Genomic DNA, 16,395 nt, shown 5'->3' with positions numbered 1-16,395 from the left:
GCTCATGTCCTTCAAGTTCGTCAGTAAGCCCCGCAAGACCGCATTCCTGAGCCCCTTTGACGATTTCAAGCCCACCGAGGTGTCGGTCGACCTGCGCTTCGACCCGCTCACCGGCTACCGCAGCCGCATCCTCTCCTTCCGTTTCAAGTCCCTGGGCAAGCTGGACCACTCCCTGTTTTTGGAGCGGGACCAGGGCCGGGTGTGCCCCTTCTGCCCGGGCAACCTGGAGAAGATGGGCGCGCGCTTTTTGCCCGAGGTGGTGCCCGAGGGCTTCCTCACCCGGGGCGAGGCGGTGTGCTTCCCCAACGCCTTCCCCTACGGAGCCCACACCTACGTCATCCGCCTGACCAAAAAGCATCACGTCCTGCCCAAGCAGTTCACGGTGTCCCAGATCGCCGACGGCCTGCTCCTGGCCCGGGAGGCCTTTGCCCGCCTGGCCCCGGAGGATTCCTACGGCTCGGTGAACTGGAACTACATGATGCCCGCGGGCGGGGGCCAGATTCACCCCCACTTCCAGATCGTATCCTCCACCCGGGCCACCCACTTCGAGGAGATGCTCCTGAAGAAGGCGCGGAGCTTTGCCAAGCGCCACGGCCAGGACATGATGGCCGCCTATGTGGAGACCGAGCAGGCCAACAAGGAACGCTGGGTGGGCAAGGTGGGTCCCCTGGCCTGGCTCACGCCTTTCGCGCCCCGGGCCATCTATGATCTAATGGCCCTGTCGCCCGGCGGCAAGGGGCTCATGGACTTCACGCCAAAGCAGGTGGAGGGCGTGGCCCGGGGCATCTGCCGGGTGCTCAAGTACTTCCAGGCCAAGGGCGTGAACTCGCACAACATGGCCCTGCACACCTCGCTCAAGCCCGGGGCCGGCCTGCCGCTGATGCTGCGCCTGGTCAGCCGGGTGCAGATTCCGCCCATGGGCATCGACGAGATCAACTACTTCGAGAAGCTGCACGACGAGACGGTTTGCTTCCTGAGCCCGGAGGAGATGGCCCGCGACCTCAAGAAGATGTGGCGGGATTGATCATGCGCTGAAGCTGAAAAGGGGGAGATATGGCCGCTGAGGTCAGCTTGACCTTGGGAGGGGTGCTCAAGCAGGTGGCCGCCAGCCAGGGGGACCACGAGGCCCTGGTGGACCTGCCCAGCGGGGCCCGCCATACCTACGGCGACTTCGACCGCATCAGCGACGGCCTGGCCAAGGCCTTCATCGCCCTGGGCCTGCTGCCCGGTCAGCGCCTGGCCCTGTGGGCCCCCAACCAGCCGGAGTGGCTCATGGTCATGTACGGCGCGGCCAAGGCCGGGGTGGTGCTCTCCAGCGTGGACACCGGCTTCGGGGCCGAGGAGCTGGCCTACCAGCTGGGCCAGTCCCGCTGCGCCGCCCTGGTGCTGGTGCCGGGCCTGGCGGGCCGCGAATACCTGGACGCCCTGGCCTCGCTCTGCCCGGAGGTGTTGCAACCCGCCCCGGATGGCCTGTCCTGCGCCCAGCTTCCCGAGCTCAAGCGGGTAATCGTCCTGGGCGGCGAGGCCCCGGCCGGGGCCCTCGCCTGGAATGAGGCCCTGGAGCGAGGCCGCGCGGTGCCCGACGCGGAGCTTTTCGCGCGCATGGGCGCGGTGCGGCCCGAAGACGCGGCCACCCTGCTCTACACCTCTGGCACCACCGGCCGCCCCAAGGGAGTGCTGAGCCCTCATCACGGCCTGATCATGACCTCCCTGGCCGGGGGGCGTAACCAGGCCCTGACCAGCGCCGACCGTTTGGCCGTGTCCGTGCCCCTGTGCCACATGTTCGGCTGCATCTGCATCGCCCTGGCGGGCATCATCCAGCGGGCCACTTTGGTCTTCCCCTCCCGCCTGCCCGAACCGGGGGCCACCCTCCAGGCGGTGGTGGCCGAAAAATGCACCGCCCTGTACGGCCCGCCCACCTCTTTCATCGCCATGCTGGACGACCCGGCCTATCAGGCCGCCACCGGCGGCGGGCTGCGCACCGGCATCATGGGCGGGGCCCAGTGCCCCATCGAGGTGATGCACCGGGTGGCGAACGAGATGGGGGTCAAGGACATCCTCATCGGCTACGGCCAGACCGAGGCCAGCTCATGGATATCCACCAGCCGCCCTGACGACCCCCTGGAGCTGCGCGTATCCACCGTGGGCCGCGCGGTGCCCGGCGCGGAGGTCAAGATCGTGGACCCGGTGAGCGGCGATAGCCTCCCGGCCGGCGAGGTGGGCGAGATATGCACCCGGGGCTACGTGATGCTGGGCTACTTCGACATGCCCGCCGAGACCGCCCAGGCCGTGGACCAGGACGGCTGGCTGCACACCGGCGACCTGGGCAGCCTGGACGCCCAGGGCTATCTGAGCATCTCGGGCCGCCTCAAAGAGGTGATCCGCAAGGCCGGACGCATCGTGTTCCCGGCCCGCATCGAGGAGGTGCTCTTCGCCCATCCGGCGGTGAACACGGTTCAGGCCTTTGGGGTGCCCCACCCCGAGTTGGGCGAGGAGGTGGCGGTTTGGATCAAACTGGAGCGCGCCGCCGAGCTGGACCAGGAGGCGGTCATCGCCCATCTGCGCGCCAAGCTGCCGGACAACCACCTGCCCGCCTGGGTTCGTTTCGTGGAGAGCTTTCCCATGACCCCCCTGGGCAAGATACAGAAGTTCCGCATGCGCGATCTGATGCTGGCCGAGCTGGTTTCCCAAGGAGAGCTATAGGGTTAGAGCTTGAATAACACTTGACTTTTCCCGCAGTTCCCGGTAATTAGAATCAGTGGTTGTTCTTATGTGACCCCACAAGGCAGGTGCCTATATGGACGTCCAGGACCTTAGAGACAAAGAGTTTCCCCGCCGCTTCCGTGGCTACGACGCCACCGAGGTGGAGAACTTTGTCAACAAGCTGGCCGACTACATCGACGGCCTGCACCGGGAAGTCGACGACACCAGCCGCAAGCTGAGCGATGTCAGCGAGGAGCTCAAGGATTACCGCGTCCGCGAGAAGACCCTGGAGGACAACCTGGCCCAGACCCGCCAGCTCGCCGAGGATATGAAGGCCAACTCCGAAAAGGAGGCCAAGTTCATCGTGGCCGAGGCCGAGCTTCAGGCCGAGAAGATCCTCAACCAGGCTCACAACCGCCTGGCCCAGATACACGACGACATCTCCGAGCTCAAACGCCAGCGGGCCCAGTTCGAGGTCCGTTTGCGCTCCCTGGTCGAGGCCCACCTCAAGCTTCTGGAGGTGGAGACCGACCGCGACCGCGACCTGGCCGAGCTGGAGGACAAGATCAAGATCCTTCGGAGCCCCTCTTCCTGATTCTCCCGTGCCGTTGATCAGCAAAACCGCCGGCGGCCTGAGCCTCGCTGTCAAGGTGGCCCCCCGCGCCTCGCGCAACGAGCTGGCCGGAGTGGAGGCCGGCGCCCTTAAGGTGCGCCTCACCGCCCCGCCGGTGGAGGGCGCGGCCAACCGGGCCCTGGTCAAGCTTTTGGCCAAGACCCTGGGCCTGGCCAAGGGCAAGGTGGCCGTGGTGGCCGGGGAGCGCTCGCGCAGCAAGCGGGTGGAGGTCAGCGGGCTCAGCGAGGCCGAGCTCAAGGAGCGCCTGGGCTTGTGAGGCGCTATCTGCTGGCGCTGGTTTTCCTGCTGCTGGCCCTGCCCGTCTGGGCCGCCGCGCCCGAAATTACGGTCATCGCCCCTTCCCCCGAGCTGGCCGCCCATGTGCGCGCCGAGGCCGTTGCCGCCGCCCCCCGTTTGGCCGCCTGGACCGGGGCCGCGCCCAGCGAGCTGACCATCGAGGTGGCCCCCACCCGCAAGGCCTTCGCCCGCCGGGCGGCCGAGTTGGGCGGCCCCAACTGGGCCGCGGGCCTGGCCGTCCCCCGCCGAAACTTCATCCTCCTGCGCTCACCCGGCCAACTGGCCACCGCCTTGGGTTTCCGCGAGGTGCTCCTGCACGAGATGGCCCACCTCTACCTGGCCTCGGGCCTAAGGGGCCGTCCCGCTCCCCTGTGGCTGGAGGAAGGCCTGGCCATGCAGCTCTCGGGCGAGGGTGGCTGGGAGCTGGCCGCGGCCATGACCCAGGCGGTGCTGGGCCAGGGCCTATTGCCCCTGGCCGAGATCAGCCACCGCTTCCCGCCCTCGGCCGAGCGCGCCTCCTTGGCCTATGCCCAGAGCTACTACCTGGTGGGCTGGCTGCTCAACCAATACGGCGACAAGGCCTTGCGCGAGGTGGTGCGCTCGCTCTCTCAGGGGCGGCCGCTCACCGCCGCCCTGCAACGGGCCACGGGCCACAGCCTGGCCGGGCTGGAAGACAAGTTCCGCGAGGACATGGGCTCGCGTTTTTCCTGGATCTCGGCACTCACCGCCGGGGGGGTGCTCTGGGGGCTCATCGCCCTGATCGCGGGCGTGGGCCTGGTGGTGCGCCGCCGCAAGCAGCGGGCTTCCTGGGTGCGCGATGATGTGGGGAGGAATGTGGTGCCCTTGCCGCGCCCGCGTCCCAGCGGGCGGGGCAAGGAGGCGGTCCTCAGGGAAGCCGGGCTGTCGCCGCGCCGGCCCCGAGGCCGGGACTAGGCGCTATGCGGGCAGCCCAGGTTCTCCAGGGACTCGTCGTGCCGCTGCAAGGCCTGGTATCTCTCTCTAGCGGCGGCGCACTCGAAGCTTAGACCGCAGTGGGCCAGGCAGACGTGATCGTCGCGGTCGAACTCACCGAAACAATCAATGCGATCTTCCAGTTCCTCCAGGATCAGGAGTCGGGCCAAATCAGTCCTCGCCGAATCAGTTGATGAAAACCCGCCGATACTCTTTCACGTTGTGCAGGGCGATTCCAGCACCCATTGCCACACAAGTCAAGGGATCTTCGGCCACGTTGACCTTGAGCTTCATCTCGTGCCGGATCAAATCGTCCAGGCCCCTGATGAGGGCCCCGCCGCCGGCAAGCATGATGCCCTGGTCGGCCACGTCGGCGGCCAGCTCCGGAGGCGTCTTTTCAAAGGCTCGCTTGACGCTCTCCAGGATGACCTCCACCGGCTCGGCCATGGCCTCGCGCACCTCCTCGTCGCTCAGGGTTATGGTGCGCGGAATGCCTTCCACCAGGTCCTTGCCGCTGACCTCCATGGACAAGGGCTGGGCCAAGGGAAAAGCCGATCCGATAGATATCTTTACCTGCTCGGCGGTGTTTTCGCCAATCTGGACCTGATATTTCTTCTGAACGTAACGAATGATGGATTCGTTGGCCTCATCGCCGGCCACGCGCACCGATTCGGCGTAGGCGGTGGAGTAAAGGCTGATCACCGCCACCTCGGTGGTGCCGCCGCCGATGTCCACCACCATGCAGCCTTGGGGCAGGTCGATGGGCAGCCCGGCCCCGATGGCTGCGGCCATGGGCTCCTCAATGAGGTAGATGTCGCGCGCCCCGGCCTGTTCCGCGCTCTCGATCACCGCCCGCTTCTCCACCTGGGTCACCCCGCTGGGCACCCCGATGAGCATGCGCGGCTTCATGAACCCGGTGGCCGACTTCACCTTGAGGATGAACTCGCGGATCATGATGCGGGTCATGTCGAAGTCCGCGATCACTCCGTCCTTGAGGGGGCGGGCCGCGATGATGGAGGGGTTGGTGCGCCCCAGGTACTGCTTGGCCTCGTGGCCCACGGCCAGGGGCTTGCCGGTGTCGCGCTTGAGCGCCACCACCGATGGCTCGTTGAGCACCACGCCCTGGCCCTTGATAAAGATCAAGGTGTTGGCCGTGCCCAGGTCCATGGCCAAATCCTTGGCGAACAACCCCAAAAGTTTACTAAGCAATGCGTACCTGCCTTTTTTCCGCCCGCCCCGGAGGGGCCGGGGCTATCTTCTAAAAGGACGCCAGCCGGTAATGTTCCAAGGTGGCGGCCACCCGGTGGCCCGCTAGCTGCAGCGCCCTCTCCTCTTCTTCGTCGATTATACGCTCGGTCTGCCCGGCAAAGGCCCACACCCCCACCAGCCTGCGCCAGGCCAAAAGCGGCACCCCCAAGAAGGCATTGTACCCCCTCAACGGCTCGTCGGGCGCGATGAGGTAGCTCTTGCCCTGGCCGGGGCGCATCCGCAGGTGCGACAAAGGCCGCGCCTCGCGCATGATCCAGCCCACCAGGCCCTGGCTCACCGGGAAGGAGCGGCCCCTGAGGGTCGCCACGCTGGGGCCCTGCACCGCCTCCACCCAGAACTGCTTGCGGCCCGGATGCAATAGGCACAAAAAGCCCATGGCCAGACCGGTGAAGCGGCGTCCCGCGTCCAGCACCTCGTCGTAGAGCTGGCGGCGGCCCGCGAAGCTCAGCGAGGCGTTTTCAATGTCATAGAGCAAATCCAGGATGCGTCCGTAGAGCGCCTCCCGGGCGCAGGTCTCCTGCTGGGCCACCATCTGACCCATGAACACCCCGAAGTCCCGGATGATCTTCTTTTCGCGTTCGCCGAAGACCTGGCGGTTCTTGGTGTCCACCACCAGAACCCCCCAGTCACCCACCGGCACGCCCAAAAAGGCCCGAATGCCCTCGTCGTCATAGTAGAGCCCCGTGGCGCTGGAGCTCTGCTGGTAGCGGTCCACGTCCACCGGCCGCTTGTGCTTGGCCACCCAGCCCACCAGACCCTCGCCTACCTCCACCGGGTCGTCGGAGCGGAAGGAGCGGGCCAGGGTGTGCCAGGCCGCGGCATGGAGGCGCTCGCCCCCGGGGTCGCGCAGGAACAGGGCCACCGTGGACGCCTCGGTCAGGTTGGCCAACAGGTCAACCGCGTCCTGCAACCCGTGACGGGATTGGGGGGGGATACGGCCGGGCACGGCCGCGGACTCAGCAGCAATCGCTGCGGAATTTGGCATAGGACCGGTCGTAGCTGCGCTCTCCATCGGGGGTGAAGAAACAACCCGGTATCTGGCGCATACGGCGATGATAGGCCACGCACTGACAGCAAAGGCCCGTCTTGTCGCACGCGCTGTAAGAGCACGTACATTCAGACAAATTGGCCTTGAGGTTGGGACAAGCCTCCTTCATTTTTTCGTAATTGGGCACGAAACGGGCTCCCGGTTGAAAAAATATGCATTGCGCTGGCCCACCAGCCTATGGAACCACTCTATATAGTTAGGTAATTATAGTCAACCACAAAATAATGGGGTTGGCGGCCATATTTCGCAAGGATAGCCCTTGCCAAGCGCCCCAAAGGGAATTATTACTATTTCATGCCTGAACTACCTGAAGTAGAAAGCGTTCGCCGCACCCTGGCCCCCGGCCTGCTGGAGCGCACCCCCAAGACCCTCCGGGTGGGCCTGCCCAAGCTGGTGCGCCCCACCCCCAAGGAGCTCTCCGCCGGCATCCGGGGGCACCGCATCACCGGCCTGGAGCGCCACGGCAAACTGCTCATGCTTCGCATGGACAACTACGGAGTCTGGGCCATCCATCTGGGCATGACCGGGCAGGTGATCCTGGCCGAGGCCAAGCCGCCGGTCAAGCACGTGCACGTCACGGTGAGCTTCGAGGACGAGGGCCCCAACCTCTACTTCCGCGACCCCCGCCAGTTCGGCTTCATGGCCTGGTGCCCGGACCGCGAATCGCTCCTGGCCGGCCCCCTGGCCAACATGGGCCCCGACGCCCTGGGCATGGAGCAGGCGGTGTTCCTGGAGCGCCTGGGCGGCCGGGGCGGCAAGCTCAAGAGCCTGCTTCTGGACCAGCGCGTCCTGGCCGGGGTGGGCAACATCTACGCGGACGAGTCTCTGCACCGGGCCGGGCTGCACCCCCTGTCGCGCCCCTGCGACCTGAGCGACGAGCAGCTCTGCCATCTGCACGAGCATCTGCAAATTATCCTGAAGGAGGCCCTGGCCCGGGGCGGCTCCTCGGTGAGCAACTTCGTGGACGCCCATGGACGGCCCGGCACCTTTCAGCACGCACATAGGGTGTACAAGCGGGGCGGCCAGCCCTGCCCCAACTGCGGCGCGCCCATCGAGCGCATCGTGGTGGCCGGCCGCTCCACCCATTTCTGCCCCAGCTGCCAGAAATAGCCCCTTTTGACCGGCCCCTGGCGACGTGAGATAATTCCGGGCAGCATCAACCCGGAGTAGCCTCATGCCCTTATGCCTGCGCCTGGCCTTGTGCCTGTGCCTCTGCCTGGCCGCCGCCACGGCCCAAGCCGCCCCGCCCCGGACCGCCACCCCGGCCCCGGTGGTGTTCAGCGACCAGACCTATGACTTTGAGCTGCGCCGCGTGCTGGGCTATGCCCTGTCCGGCGGCGCGGACTTGAACGAGGCCCTGGCCGCGGCCCGGCGCATCCAGCCCGGGGACGGCGACTCCTGGTACCAGGCCTGGTTCGACCTGGCCCAGCGCACCCGCGCCTTGGGCCTGGCCAGCCTGGCCTCGGGCCACCGGGTCTCGGCCCGCGAGGCCCTGCTCCGGGCCAGCGCCTACTACCGCCCGGCGGACTTCTTTTTACACGACCATCCCCAGGACCCGCGCATCCGCACTTCCTGGCGCCTGGGCCGCGACACCTTTCGCCAGGCGGCCAAGCTCATGGACCACCCGGTGGAGGTGGTGGCCATCCCCTATGAGCACACCACCCTGCCCGGCTACTTCCTGCGGCCCGATGCCTCGGGCAAGCCCCGCAAGACCCTGATCGTGCAGACCGGCTTTGACGGCACCGGCGAAGAGCTCTACTTCGAGGCGGCCTTCTTCGCCCTGCCCCGGGGATACAACGTGCTCATCTTCGAGGGGCCGGGCCAGGGCGGCGTGATCCGGGCCCAGGGCCTGGCCTTCCGGCCGGACTGGGAAAAGGTGGTGACCCCGGTGGTGGACTGGGCCCTGGCGCGGCCGGAGGTGGACCCCCGGCGCCTGGCCCTCATGGGCCTGTCCATGGGCGGCTACCTGGTGGCCCGGGCCGCGGCCTATGAGCCCCGTCTGGCCGCCCTGGTGGCCAACCCCGGGGTCATGGACATGATGGCCGGCCGGCGTCCCAGTGCCGAGCAATGGAAGCAGATGCGCTCCGATCCGGCCATCGCCAACCGCATCATGCGTGAGCGCATGGCCCAGTCCATCGGCTGGCGTTGGCTGGCGGGCAATGGCATGTTTGTCATGGGGGTTAAAACGCCCCTGGAGTTCATGGAGCAGTTTGCCCGTTACCAGCTCACCCCGGCCCAGGCCGCGCGCATCCGCGCCACCAGCCTGGTCATCGCCAGCCACGGCGATCACTTCATGTCCTATGACGATCAGAAGCGCCTTTACGAGGCCATGACCTGCCCCAAGACCCTGATGGAGTTCACCGCCGCACAAGACGCCACCCCCCACTGCCAGATGGGGGCCGTGGCCGTGTCCAACCAGCGCATCCTGGACTGGCTGGACACCACCCTGGCCGCACCGCGCTGATCTGGAAGGGGCTGGCCTTACTCCCCGGCCTGTTGCCCGGCCCACCAGGCCTGGCCTATGCGCCAGGCCCACACCGCGCCCACGATGCCCAGGAATGCCCCGGCCACGATGTCGCTGGGATAATGCCGGGTCACGATGACCCGCGAGACGCCCACCAGGACGGCCAGGGTGAGCAACGGCCAACGCGCCTTGGGCCAGAGCATGCCCAGGGCGGTCAGAGCCGCGAAGATGCGAAAGTTGTGCCCCGAGGGGAAGGAATGCCCCCAGCCCTTGGTCGCGAACCAGGAAAAGCCGTAGAGCCCCTTTTCGAAGAGCATCACCGGCCTATGGCGGCCGAAGAACCACTTAAGGGTCTCGCCGATGAGCATGGTTGCCGCCACGGCCAGGCACACGTAGAGCAGGCCGCGCACCCCGGGCGTGAGCCCGCGCCCCAGGGCCAGGACCCCGCCCAGCACCAAGCCGCAGAACAGCCACACATTGAAAAAATCGTGGTCCGCCAGCAGGCTCAGATAGGTGGCCGCCTGGTGCAGCCCGCCCCCGGCCAAATCGCGGCAGGCCAGATCCACCGGCCGGTCCACCAGCCAGAACAGCATCGCAATAAGGGCCGCCACGCCCAGGCCGCAAAGGCCGGTTGTCCGCAACAAACGCCGATCCATCAAGATGCCTCCCTCGCCGGGTCGTTCCGGCCATGGTAGGACACGGCCCCGCGCGGGTCAAACCAACGGCCCATAATTTGGTTGGGGGGTGGTTTTGTGGGAGCATAGTTGATAGGGTTGCCCCAATCCATTACGGTCCCGCCGTTTTTGATCCTGGAGCCGAGCGGGCTCGCCAACGACTTATCCGGGATATAAGGAGCAGGCAAGCCATGGCCATAAGCGCCGGCGACAAGGTACGGATGCATTACACCGCCAAACTGGAAGACGGCACCGCCGTGGACAGCAGCGAAGGCAAGGAGCCCCTGGAGTTCGAGGCGGGCAGCGACCAGCTCATCCCGGGCGTGTCCAACGCGGTGATCGGCATGGAAGTGGGCGACAAGAAGACCGTGACCGTGGCTCCGGAAGACGGCTACGGCGAGCACCACGCCGAGGCGGTGCAGGAGGTGCCCAAAGAGCATTTCCCGCCCGAGGTCAAGCTGGGCGACATGTTCAAGGCGGTCACTCCCGGCGGCGAGGTCATGGTCCGCGTGACCGGCATGAGCGACGAGGCGGTCACCGTGGACGCCAACCACCCCCTGGCCGGCCAGACCCTGGTCTTCGACATGGAGATCGTGGAGTAAGCTCGCTTAAGAGTTGGTATTGAAAAAAAGAAAAGCCCGGGCGGTGCCAGCCGTCCGGGCTTTTTATACGGAGCCGTAGCAAAAGAGTTTTAAAGGTAATAATCGCTAGTGTTGAGGCTACATATCGATACCGATCACATATATCGGCACCTGAATTGCACTTTTAAAATGCGGAAGATATCTAATGACCTTTTCAAAATTAAGGCTACCGTCCCATTTTAAGTTTACTTCATTCTTCATTCTCTTCTGAAAAGAACGAGTCGTGACAATGTAAACAGCAACATCAATTTTGTCTAAGCCAGAATAAGATGCAACCTGAAATTTAAGCAGATCAATCCCCAAAAAGGAGGAGTGCCCGAACTCAACTTCTATACCTACCCTGTCCTTTAAAAAATCCATTTTGGCAGATGGGTCAGCCGTATCACTGAATACGGTCGGCTGAGATTGCCATCCTTTTTCACTGAACGACTCATCAAGTAGCTTGTTAAAATTTGGCCGAGTCAATTCGGGTATCTTAAATTTTGCATCATAGAGTACATCTTCAATTTCCTGCTTTAAATACAATCTGCTGTTTAATACCTGCTCGGCAAACCTATATGAAAATGTTTGAAGACGAATTTTCATACTGCAAATATCCTTGGCTGGTTAATAGCTGTTCATTATCTATCACACAAAACAAGCCTATATAAAGGCAAAACGTCTCGGCCAATGATCAGTCGAGACGTTTTCCAGAATATGTTATTTTAAGCTACATCCCTCGCCGATACTGCCCGCCCACGTCATACAAGGCCCGCGTAATCTGCCCCAGGGAGCAGACCCGCACCGTGTCCATGAGCTCGGCGAAGACGTTCCCGCCGCTTAGGGCCACCTTTTGCAGCTTCTTGAGAGCGGCCGCAGCCTCGCCAGCGTGCTTGTCCTGGAACTCGCGCAGGCGCTTGAGCTGGCTCTGCTTCTCTTCCTCGGTGGCCCGGGCCAGCTCCACGGCGCACTCGGCCTCCTCCTCGCCCAGGTTGGGGTTCTTGAAGGTGTTCACCCCGATGATGGGCAGCTCGCCCGAGTGCTTGAGCATCTCGTAGTAGATGCTCTCCTCCTGGATCTTGGAGCGCTGATACCCGGTCTCCATGGCCCCCAACACCCCGCCCCGGGTGGTCAGGCGCATGAACTCCTCCAGCACCGCCTCCTCCACCAGGCTGGTAAGCTGCTCCACGATGAAGGCGCCCTGCAGCGGGTTCTGGTTCTTGGCCGGGCCCCACTCCTGGTTGATGATCATCTGGATGGCCACCGCCCGGCGCACCGAGTCCTCGCTGGGCGTGGTGATGGCCTCGTCATAGGCGTTGGTGTGCAGGGAGTTGCAGTTGTCGTAGATGGCGCACAAGGCCTGCAAGGTGGTGCGGATGTCGTTGAAGTTGATCTCCTGGGAGTGCAGCGAGCGCCCCGAGGTCTGGATGTGATACTTGAGCATCTGGCTGCGCGGGCTGGCCCCGTACATCTCGCGCATGGCCACCGCCCAGATGCGCCGCGCTACCCGCCCGATCACCGTGTACTCGATGTCCATGCCATTGGAGAAGAAGAAGCTCAGGTTGGGCGCGAAATCGTCGATGTCCATGCCGCGCGAGAGGTAGTACTCCGCGTAGGTGAAGCCGTTGGCCAGGGTGAAGGCCAGCTGGCTGATGGGGTTGGCCCCGGCCTCGGCGATGTGATACCCGCTGATGGACACGCTGTAGAAGTTACGCACGTCCCGCTCGATGAAATACTGCTGGATGTCGCCCATCATGCGCAGGGCGAACTCGATGGAGAAGATGCAGGTGTTCTGGCCCTGGTCCTCTTTCAGTATGTCCGCCTGCACCGTGCCCCGCACGTTGCTCAGCACCATGTCCTTGATGCGCTTGCGCTCCTCGCGGCTGGGCTCGCGGTTGTTCTCGGAGATGAACTTGTCGATCTGCTGGTCAATGGCCGTGTTGAAGAAAAAGGCCAGCATGATCGGGGCCGGGCCGTTGATGGTCATGGACACCGAGGTGTTGGGGTTCACCAGATCGAAGCCGTCGTACAGGGCCTTCATGTCCTCCAGGGTGCAGATGCTCACCCCGCTGGTGCCCACCTTGCCGTAGATATCCGGCCGCTCGTCCGGGTCCCAGCCGTAGAGCGTCACCGAGTCAAAGGCCGTGGAGAGGCGCGCCGCCTTGGCCCCGGCGGTCAAGAGCTTGAAGCGCCGGTTGGTGCGGAAGGGGTCGCCCTCGCCCGCGAACATGCGGGTGGGGTCCTCGTCGGTGCGCTTGAAGGGGAACACGCCCGCCGTGTAGGGGAAGGAGCCGGGCACATTCTCGCGGCGCATCCAGGCGTAGACCTCGGCCGGGTCCTGCCAGTCGGGCAGGCACACCTTGGGGATGGCCGTACCGGACAGGGAGCGGGTGTTCAGCGGCACCCGGATCTCCCGGTCGCGCACCTTGTACACGTACTCCTCGCCGTGATAGGCCTTTTGCAATTGGGGCCACTCGGCCAGCAGCCGGTGGGTGCGCTCGTCGTAGCCCTCCTCCAGGCGGTGCACCTCGGCCCGTAGCTTCTCCAGCGCCGCCTCCAGGCCCGGGTCGCCCTGCCAGGCCTTGGCCATGGCGTCGTGAGTCTCCTTCATCTGCCACACCCGGCGCACCAGGTCGGCCTGCTGCTGGGTGCGCTGGTGATAGCCCCGGAGGGTCTCGGCGATCTCGGCCAGATAGCGGGTGCGCTCCGGCGGCACGATGATGGTGCGGCTGGAGGAGTGGGTCAGCTTCACCGGCGGCCTGGGGCTCTTCAGCTCCACCCCGGTCTTGTCCTTTATCTCGGCCAACAGGGCCAGATATAGCGCGGTCACCCCGTCGTCGTTGAACTTGCTGGCGATGGTGCCGTAAACCGGCATCTGCTCGGGCTTGGTGGTCCAGGCGTTGAGGTTGCGCTGCATCTGCTTGCGCACGTCGCGCAGCGCGTCCTCGGAGCCCCGCCGCTCGAACTTGTTCACGGCCACCAGGTCCGCGAAGTCGAGCATGTCGATCTTTTCCAGTTGGCTGGCCGCGCCGAACTCGCTGGTCATCACGTAGAGGCTCGAGTCCACCACGTCCACCACCGCAGCGTCGCCCTGGCCGATGCCCGCGGTCTCCACCACCACCAGGTCATACCCCGCGGCCTGGCACACCTTGATCACATCGCCGAGGGCCCCGCTGATCTCCATGGAGGAGCCCCGCGTGGCCAAGGAGCGCATGTACACCCGCCCGTTGTCCAGGCTGTTCATGCGGATGCGGTCGCCCAACAGCGCCCCGCCGCTCTTGCGCCGGGTGGGGTCCACGCTGATTACGGCCACGGTCTTGTCCGGGAAGTCGTGCAAGAAGCGTATCAAGAGCTCGTCGGTGAGCGAGGACTTGCCCGCCCCTCCCGTGCCGGTGACCCCCACCACGGGCACCCTCTTGTCGCCCTGCTTCTCCTTCAGGCGCTCGCGCCAGGCCTTGAGATCGTCCCCGCGCTCCAAGGCCGCCCGCTCCACCAGGCTGATGGCCCGGGCCACCAAGCGGGGGTGGGCCGGGTCCAGCTCGCTCAGGTCGTCCTGGGCGGCCATGTCTCCGGCCATCTCGTCCATCTGCTTGACCACGTCGTTGATGATGCCTTGCAGGCCCATCTTCTGGCCGTCGTTGGGCGAATACACCCGGGCCACGCCGTAGTCCATGAGCTCGCGGATCTCCTCGGGCACGATCACCCCGCCGCCCCCGCCGAACACCAGGATGTCGGGCCGCCCCTTCTGCCGCAAGAGGTCCACCATGTACTTGAAGAACTCCATGTGCCCCCCCTGGTAGCAGGAGGCGCATATGGCCTGGGCGTCCTCGGCTATGGCCGCGTCCACGATCTCGTTCACCGCCCGGTTGTGGGCCATGTGGATCACCTCGACCCCCGTGGCCTGCAAAATGCGGCGGATGATGTTGATGGCCGCATCGTGGCCGTCGAACAGACTGGCGGCGGTGACCGCGCGCACCGGGTTTACCGGCTTGTATGGCTTGGTCTCGTAGCTCATGGGACTACCCCTCGTTCAATCCGGCTAGGTGAGCTCACCCAGCAAATAGTCGCTTTGCAGCTCGATGTACTGATCCAGGCTGAAATGATCGGCCAGGGCCCAGCGCCGGAAGGCCCACATGTGCCCCACCACCATGATGTTGTGGGCCACCAGCTCGGTCTCTGGCGGGCTCAGGGGGCGCAGGGAAAAGTCGTTCACCCCGCGAGTCAAGAGCTCCTTGAACACCCCGGTGATGCGCAGCTCGTGCTCCAGGACGAAACGGCGGCTCTCGGCCGGAAGGCTCTTGGTCTCCTGGTAGATCAAGAGAATGTGGTCGCTCATCTGGTGGCACACCGTGAAGTACACCCCGATGGCCGCCTCCAGGTCCCGCGCGCCGTTGATGCCGTGCCTGAGGCGGGCGGTGAGCCGCTGCTCCATCTCCGAGTGGATGGCCTGGCACACCAGGTAGAGCACGTCCTCTTTGGAGGTGACGTACTCATAGAGCGTGCCGATGGAAAAACCGGCCGCCTTGGCGATCTCGCGGGTGGTGGTCTTGTGGAAGCCCTTGCGGATGAACAGATGCACCGCCGCGTCCACGATCTGACGCCGACGGCGGGCCACCAAGTCGTTGTCCTTGACCTCGGTGGGGATGTCTTTGCCCTGGGCGGGCGGTTCGTTCTGGCTCATGGTTCGTCTATCCTGTTGCGCGCCTTGCTGTGTGATGGGTTCGCTCTTCCGACTGAGCGCTCGCTCAGGCTTAATATCACCCGGTTCGCGGGGATGTGTCAAGCAATAATTAACCCTGTTCAACCGGAGTTAACCGACCTTGACAACTACCTATCATTACAGTGAAAATCTTATATGCGTCCGCCGAATGCCGCCAAACTGAACATTGGCCCCCGATTCCGAGCGCGTGCTTAGGCAGCTGTCCCGCCTCCGTCTTGCGCCCCGGCCCACCCGCATTTAGACTTAGCAAACAAGCGCGGGTCGCCCTGCCCCACCCACCTTCTCGTCGCCGGAGCGCAGCAATGCCTACCTATGACCTGGCCATGCTCGATTTCGACGGCACCCTGGCCGATTCGGCCGGCTCGGTGGTGCATTGCATCCAGGGCACCTTTCGCTCCCGGGGCGAACAGCCGCCCACCGAAGCCGCCATCCGGGCCACCATCGGCATCCCCCTGCCCGAGGCGCTCATGCTCCTGCGCGGCCACGGCACCCCCGCCGAGGGCCAGGACTGGGCCCAGACTTACCGCGACATCTTCCTGGCCGAGGGCATGGGCCGCATGCGCCTGTTCGCCGGCGCGGCCGGCTTTCTCTCCGGCCTGGCCGAGCGAGGCGTGGCCACGGTGATCGTCAGCGCGCGCAAGGCCGAGAACACCTGGGTGCTCCTGGAGTCCTTCGGCCTGAGCCACACGGTGCAGGAGATCTACGGCTACACCAATGAAGGCCCCAACAAGCCCGACCCCCGGCTGTATCAAGAGCTGATCCACCCCCGCTTCGGCCGGAACGAGGGCCATAGAGCGATCATGGTGGGCGACACCCACATCGACCTGGAGTTCGCCCGCGCGGTTGGGGCTCACGCCTGCTGGGCCTCCTACGGCTACGGCGATGCCGGGCGCTGCCGCGGCCTGCGCCCGGAATTCACGGCAGCCCACCCCTCGGAGCTGCTGGGCCTGTTCTAGGGGCTTCAGCGCAATTCACCAGTGTTTAGTGGGGCAAGCGCCTCCCTGAATCCTTGCGCCCAGGCCAGGCTCGCTTTACA

The 16,395-nt window shown here is 65.1% G+C and carries 16 protein-coding genes; 9 read left to right on the top strand and 7 right to left on the bottom strand.

Translation table 11 applies throughout. From position 1 onward, the window contains the following. Positions 1-4 precede the first annotated feature (4 nt). The 5 genes from KQH53_16720 to KQH53_16700 all read left to right on the top strand — a co-directional run bounded on the left by KQH53_16720 (position 5) and on the right by KQH53_16700 (position 4,546). Complete coding sequence (locus KQH53_16720) at positions 5-1,024, top strand: hypothetical protein (protein MCB2228326.1); 1,020 nt, start codon at positions 5-7, stop codon at positions 1,022-1,024. Positions 1,025-1,053: 29 nt separating this feature from the next. Continuing rightward, a complete protein-coding gene (locus tag KQH53_16715; GenBank protein MCB2228325.1) occupies positions 1,054-2,703 on the top strand; it encodes an AMP-binding protein in 1,650 nt (549 codons plus the stop codon). A 94-nt stretch (positions 2,704-2,797) separates the two neighbouring features. Then, positions 2,798-3,298, top strand: a complete 501-nt coding sequence (locus KQH53_16710) for a DivIVA domain-containing protein (GenBank protein ID MCB2228324.1) — start codon at positions 2,798-2,800, stop codon at positions 3,296-3,298. A 7-nt stretch (positions 3,299-3,305) separates the two neighbouring features. Continuing rightward, on the top strand, positions 3,306-3,593 hold the full coding sequence (locus tag KQH53_16705; protein MCB2228323.1) for a YggU family protein: 288 nt from the start codon (positions 3,306-3,308) through the stop codon (positions 3,591-3,593). Then, positions 3,590-4,546, top strand: coding sequence for a hypothetical protein (locus KQH53_16700; protein ID MCB2228322.1), 957 nt, complete (start codon positions 3,590-3,592; stop codon positions 4,544-4,546). The genes KQH53_16705 and KQH53_16700 overlap by 4 nt, the downstream gene beginning before the upstream one ends. On the opposite strand, the gene KQH53_16695 is transcribed toward KQH53_16700, so the two are convergent. From KQH53_16695 to KQH53_16685, 3 genes are read right to left on the bottom strand one after another with little or no spacing between them, the layout of a single operon-like run. Beyond that, positions 4,543-4,734 carry a hypothetical protein gene (locus tag KQH53_16695; protein MCB2228321.1) on the bottom strand — a complete coding sequence of 64 codons (192 nt, stop codon included), beginning with the start codon at positions 4,732-4,734 and terminating at the stop codon, positions 4,543-4,545. The two genes, KQH53_16700 and KQH53_16695, sit on opposite strands and share 4 nt — an antisense overlap. A 16-nt stretch (positions 4,735-4,750) precedes the next feature. After that, positions 4,751-5,773, bottom strand: a complete 1,023-nt coding sequence (locus KQH53_16690) for a rod shape-determining protein (GenBank protein ID MCB2228320.1) — start codon at positions 5,771-5,773, stop codon at positions 4,751-4,753. 49 nt (positions 5,774-5,822) lie between these two features. Beyond that, positions 5,823-6,779: a GAF domain-containing protein gene (locus KQH53_16685; protein MCB2228319.1), complete on the bottom strand. Its 957-nt coding sequence runs from the start codon at positions 6,777-6,779 to the stop codon at positions 5,823-5,825. A 396-nt stretch (positions 6,780-7,175) separates the two neighbouring features. Between KQH53_16685 and mutM the strand changes: the two genes are divergently transcribed. Both mutM and KQH53_16675 read left to right on the top strand, forming a co-directional pair. Next, positions 7,176-7,991 (top strand): bifunctional DNA-formamidopyrimidine glycosylase/DNA-(apurinic or apyrimidinic site) lyase, encoded by an 816-nt coding sequence (gene mutM, locus KQH53_16680; GenBank protein ID MCB2228318.1) that lies wholly within the window; start codon positions 7,176-7,178, stop codon positions 7,989-7,991. A 64-nt stretch (positions 7,992-8,055) separates the two neighbouring features. After that, on the top strand, positions 8,056-9,345 hold the full coding sequence (locus KQH53_16675) for an alpha/beta fold hydrolase (protein MCB2228317.1): 1,290 nt from the start codon (positions 8,056-8,058) through the stop codon (positions 9,343-9,345). A gap of 17 nt (positions 9,346-9,362) precedes the next feature. Here the strand turns inward: KQH53_16675 and KQH53_16670 are convergent, their stop codons facing one another. Next, on the bottom strand, positions 9,363-9,989 hold the full coding sequence (locus KQH53_16670) for a phosphatase PAP2 family protein (GenBank protein MCB2228316.1): 627 nt from the start codon (positions 9,987-9,989) through the stop codon (positions 9,363-9,365). A gap of 221 nt (positions 9,990-10,210) precedes the next feature. On the opposite strand from KQH53_16670, the gene KQH53_16665 reads away from it, so the two are divergent. Then, positions 10,211-10,621 (top strand): peptidylprolyl isomerase, encoded by a 411-nt coding sequence (locus KQH53_16665; GenBank protein ID MCB2228315.1) that lies wholly within the window; start codon positions 10,211-10,213, stop codon positions 10,619-10,621. 117 nt (positions 10,622-10,738) lie between these two features. Here the strand turns inward: KQH53_16665 and KQH53_16660 are convergent, their stop codons facing one another. From KQH53_16660 to KQH53_16650, 3 genes are all read right to left on the bottom strand, one after another. Continuing rightward, positions 10,739-11,245: a hypothetical protein gene (locus tag KQH53_16660; protein MCB2228314.1), complete on the bottom strand. Its 507-nt coding sequence runs from the start codon at positions 11,243-11,245 to the stop codon at positions 10,739-10,741. Between the two features lie 124 nt (positions 11,246-11,369). After that, entirely contained in the window at positions 11,370-14,654 is a 3,285-nt protein-coding gene (locus tag KQH53_16655) for a cobalamin-dependent protein (protein ID MCB2228313.1), read from the bottom strand. A 24-nt stretch (positions 14,655-14,678) separates the two neighbouring features. Then, a complete protein-coding gene (locus KQH53_16650) occupies positions 14,679-15,320 on the bottom strand; it encodes a TetR/AcrR family transcriptional regulator (protein MCB2228312.1) in 642 nt (213 codons plus the stop codon). 341 nt (positions 15,321-15,661) lie between these two features. Between KQH53_16650 and KQH53_16645 the strand changes: the two genes are divergently transcribed. After that, a complete protein-coding gene (locus KQH53_16645; protein ID MCB2228311.1) occupies positions 15,662-16,315 on the top strand; it encodes an HAD family hydrolase in 654 nt (217 codons plus the stop codon). The last annotated feature ends 80 nt before the right edge of the window (positions 16,316-16,395 follow it).

It is taken from the genome of Desulfarculaceae bacterium (assembly GCA_020444545.1).
In the GTDB taxonomy this organism is placed as follows: Bacteria; Desulfobacterota; Desulfarculia; order Desulfarculales; family Desulfarculaceae; genus Desulfoferula.
This window is presented reverse-complemented; position numbering and strand designations above follow the sequence as displayed.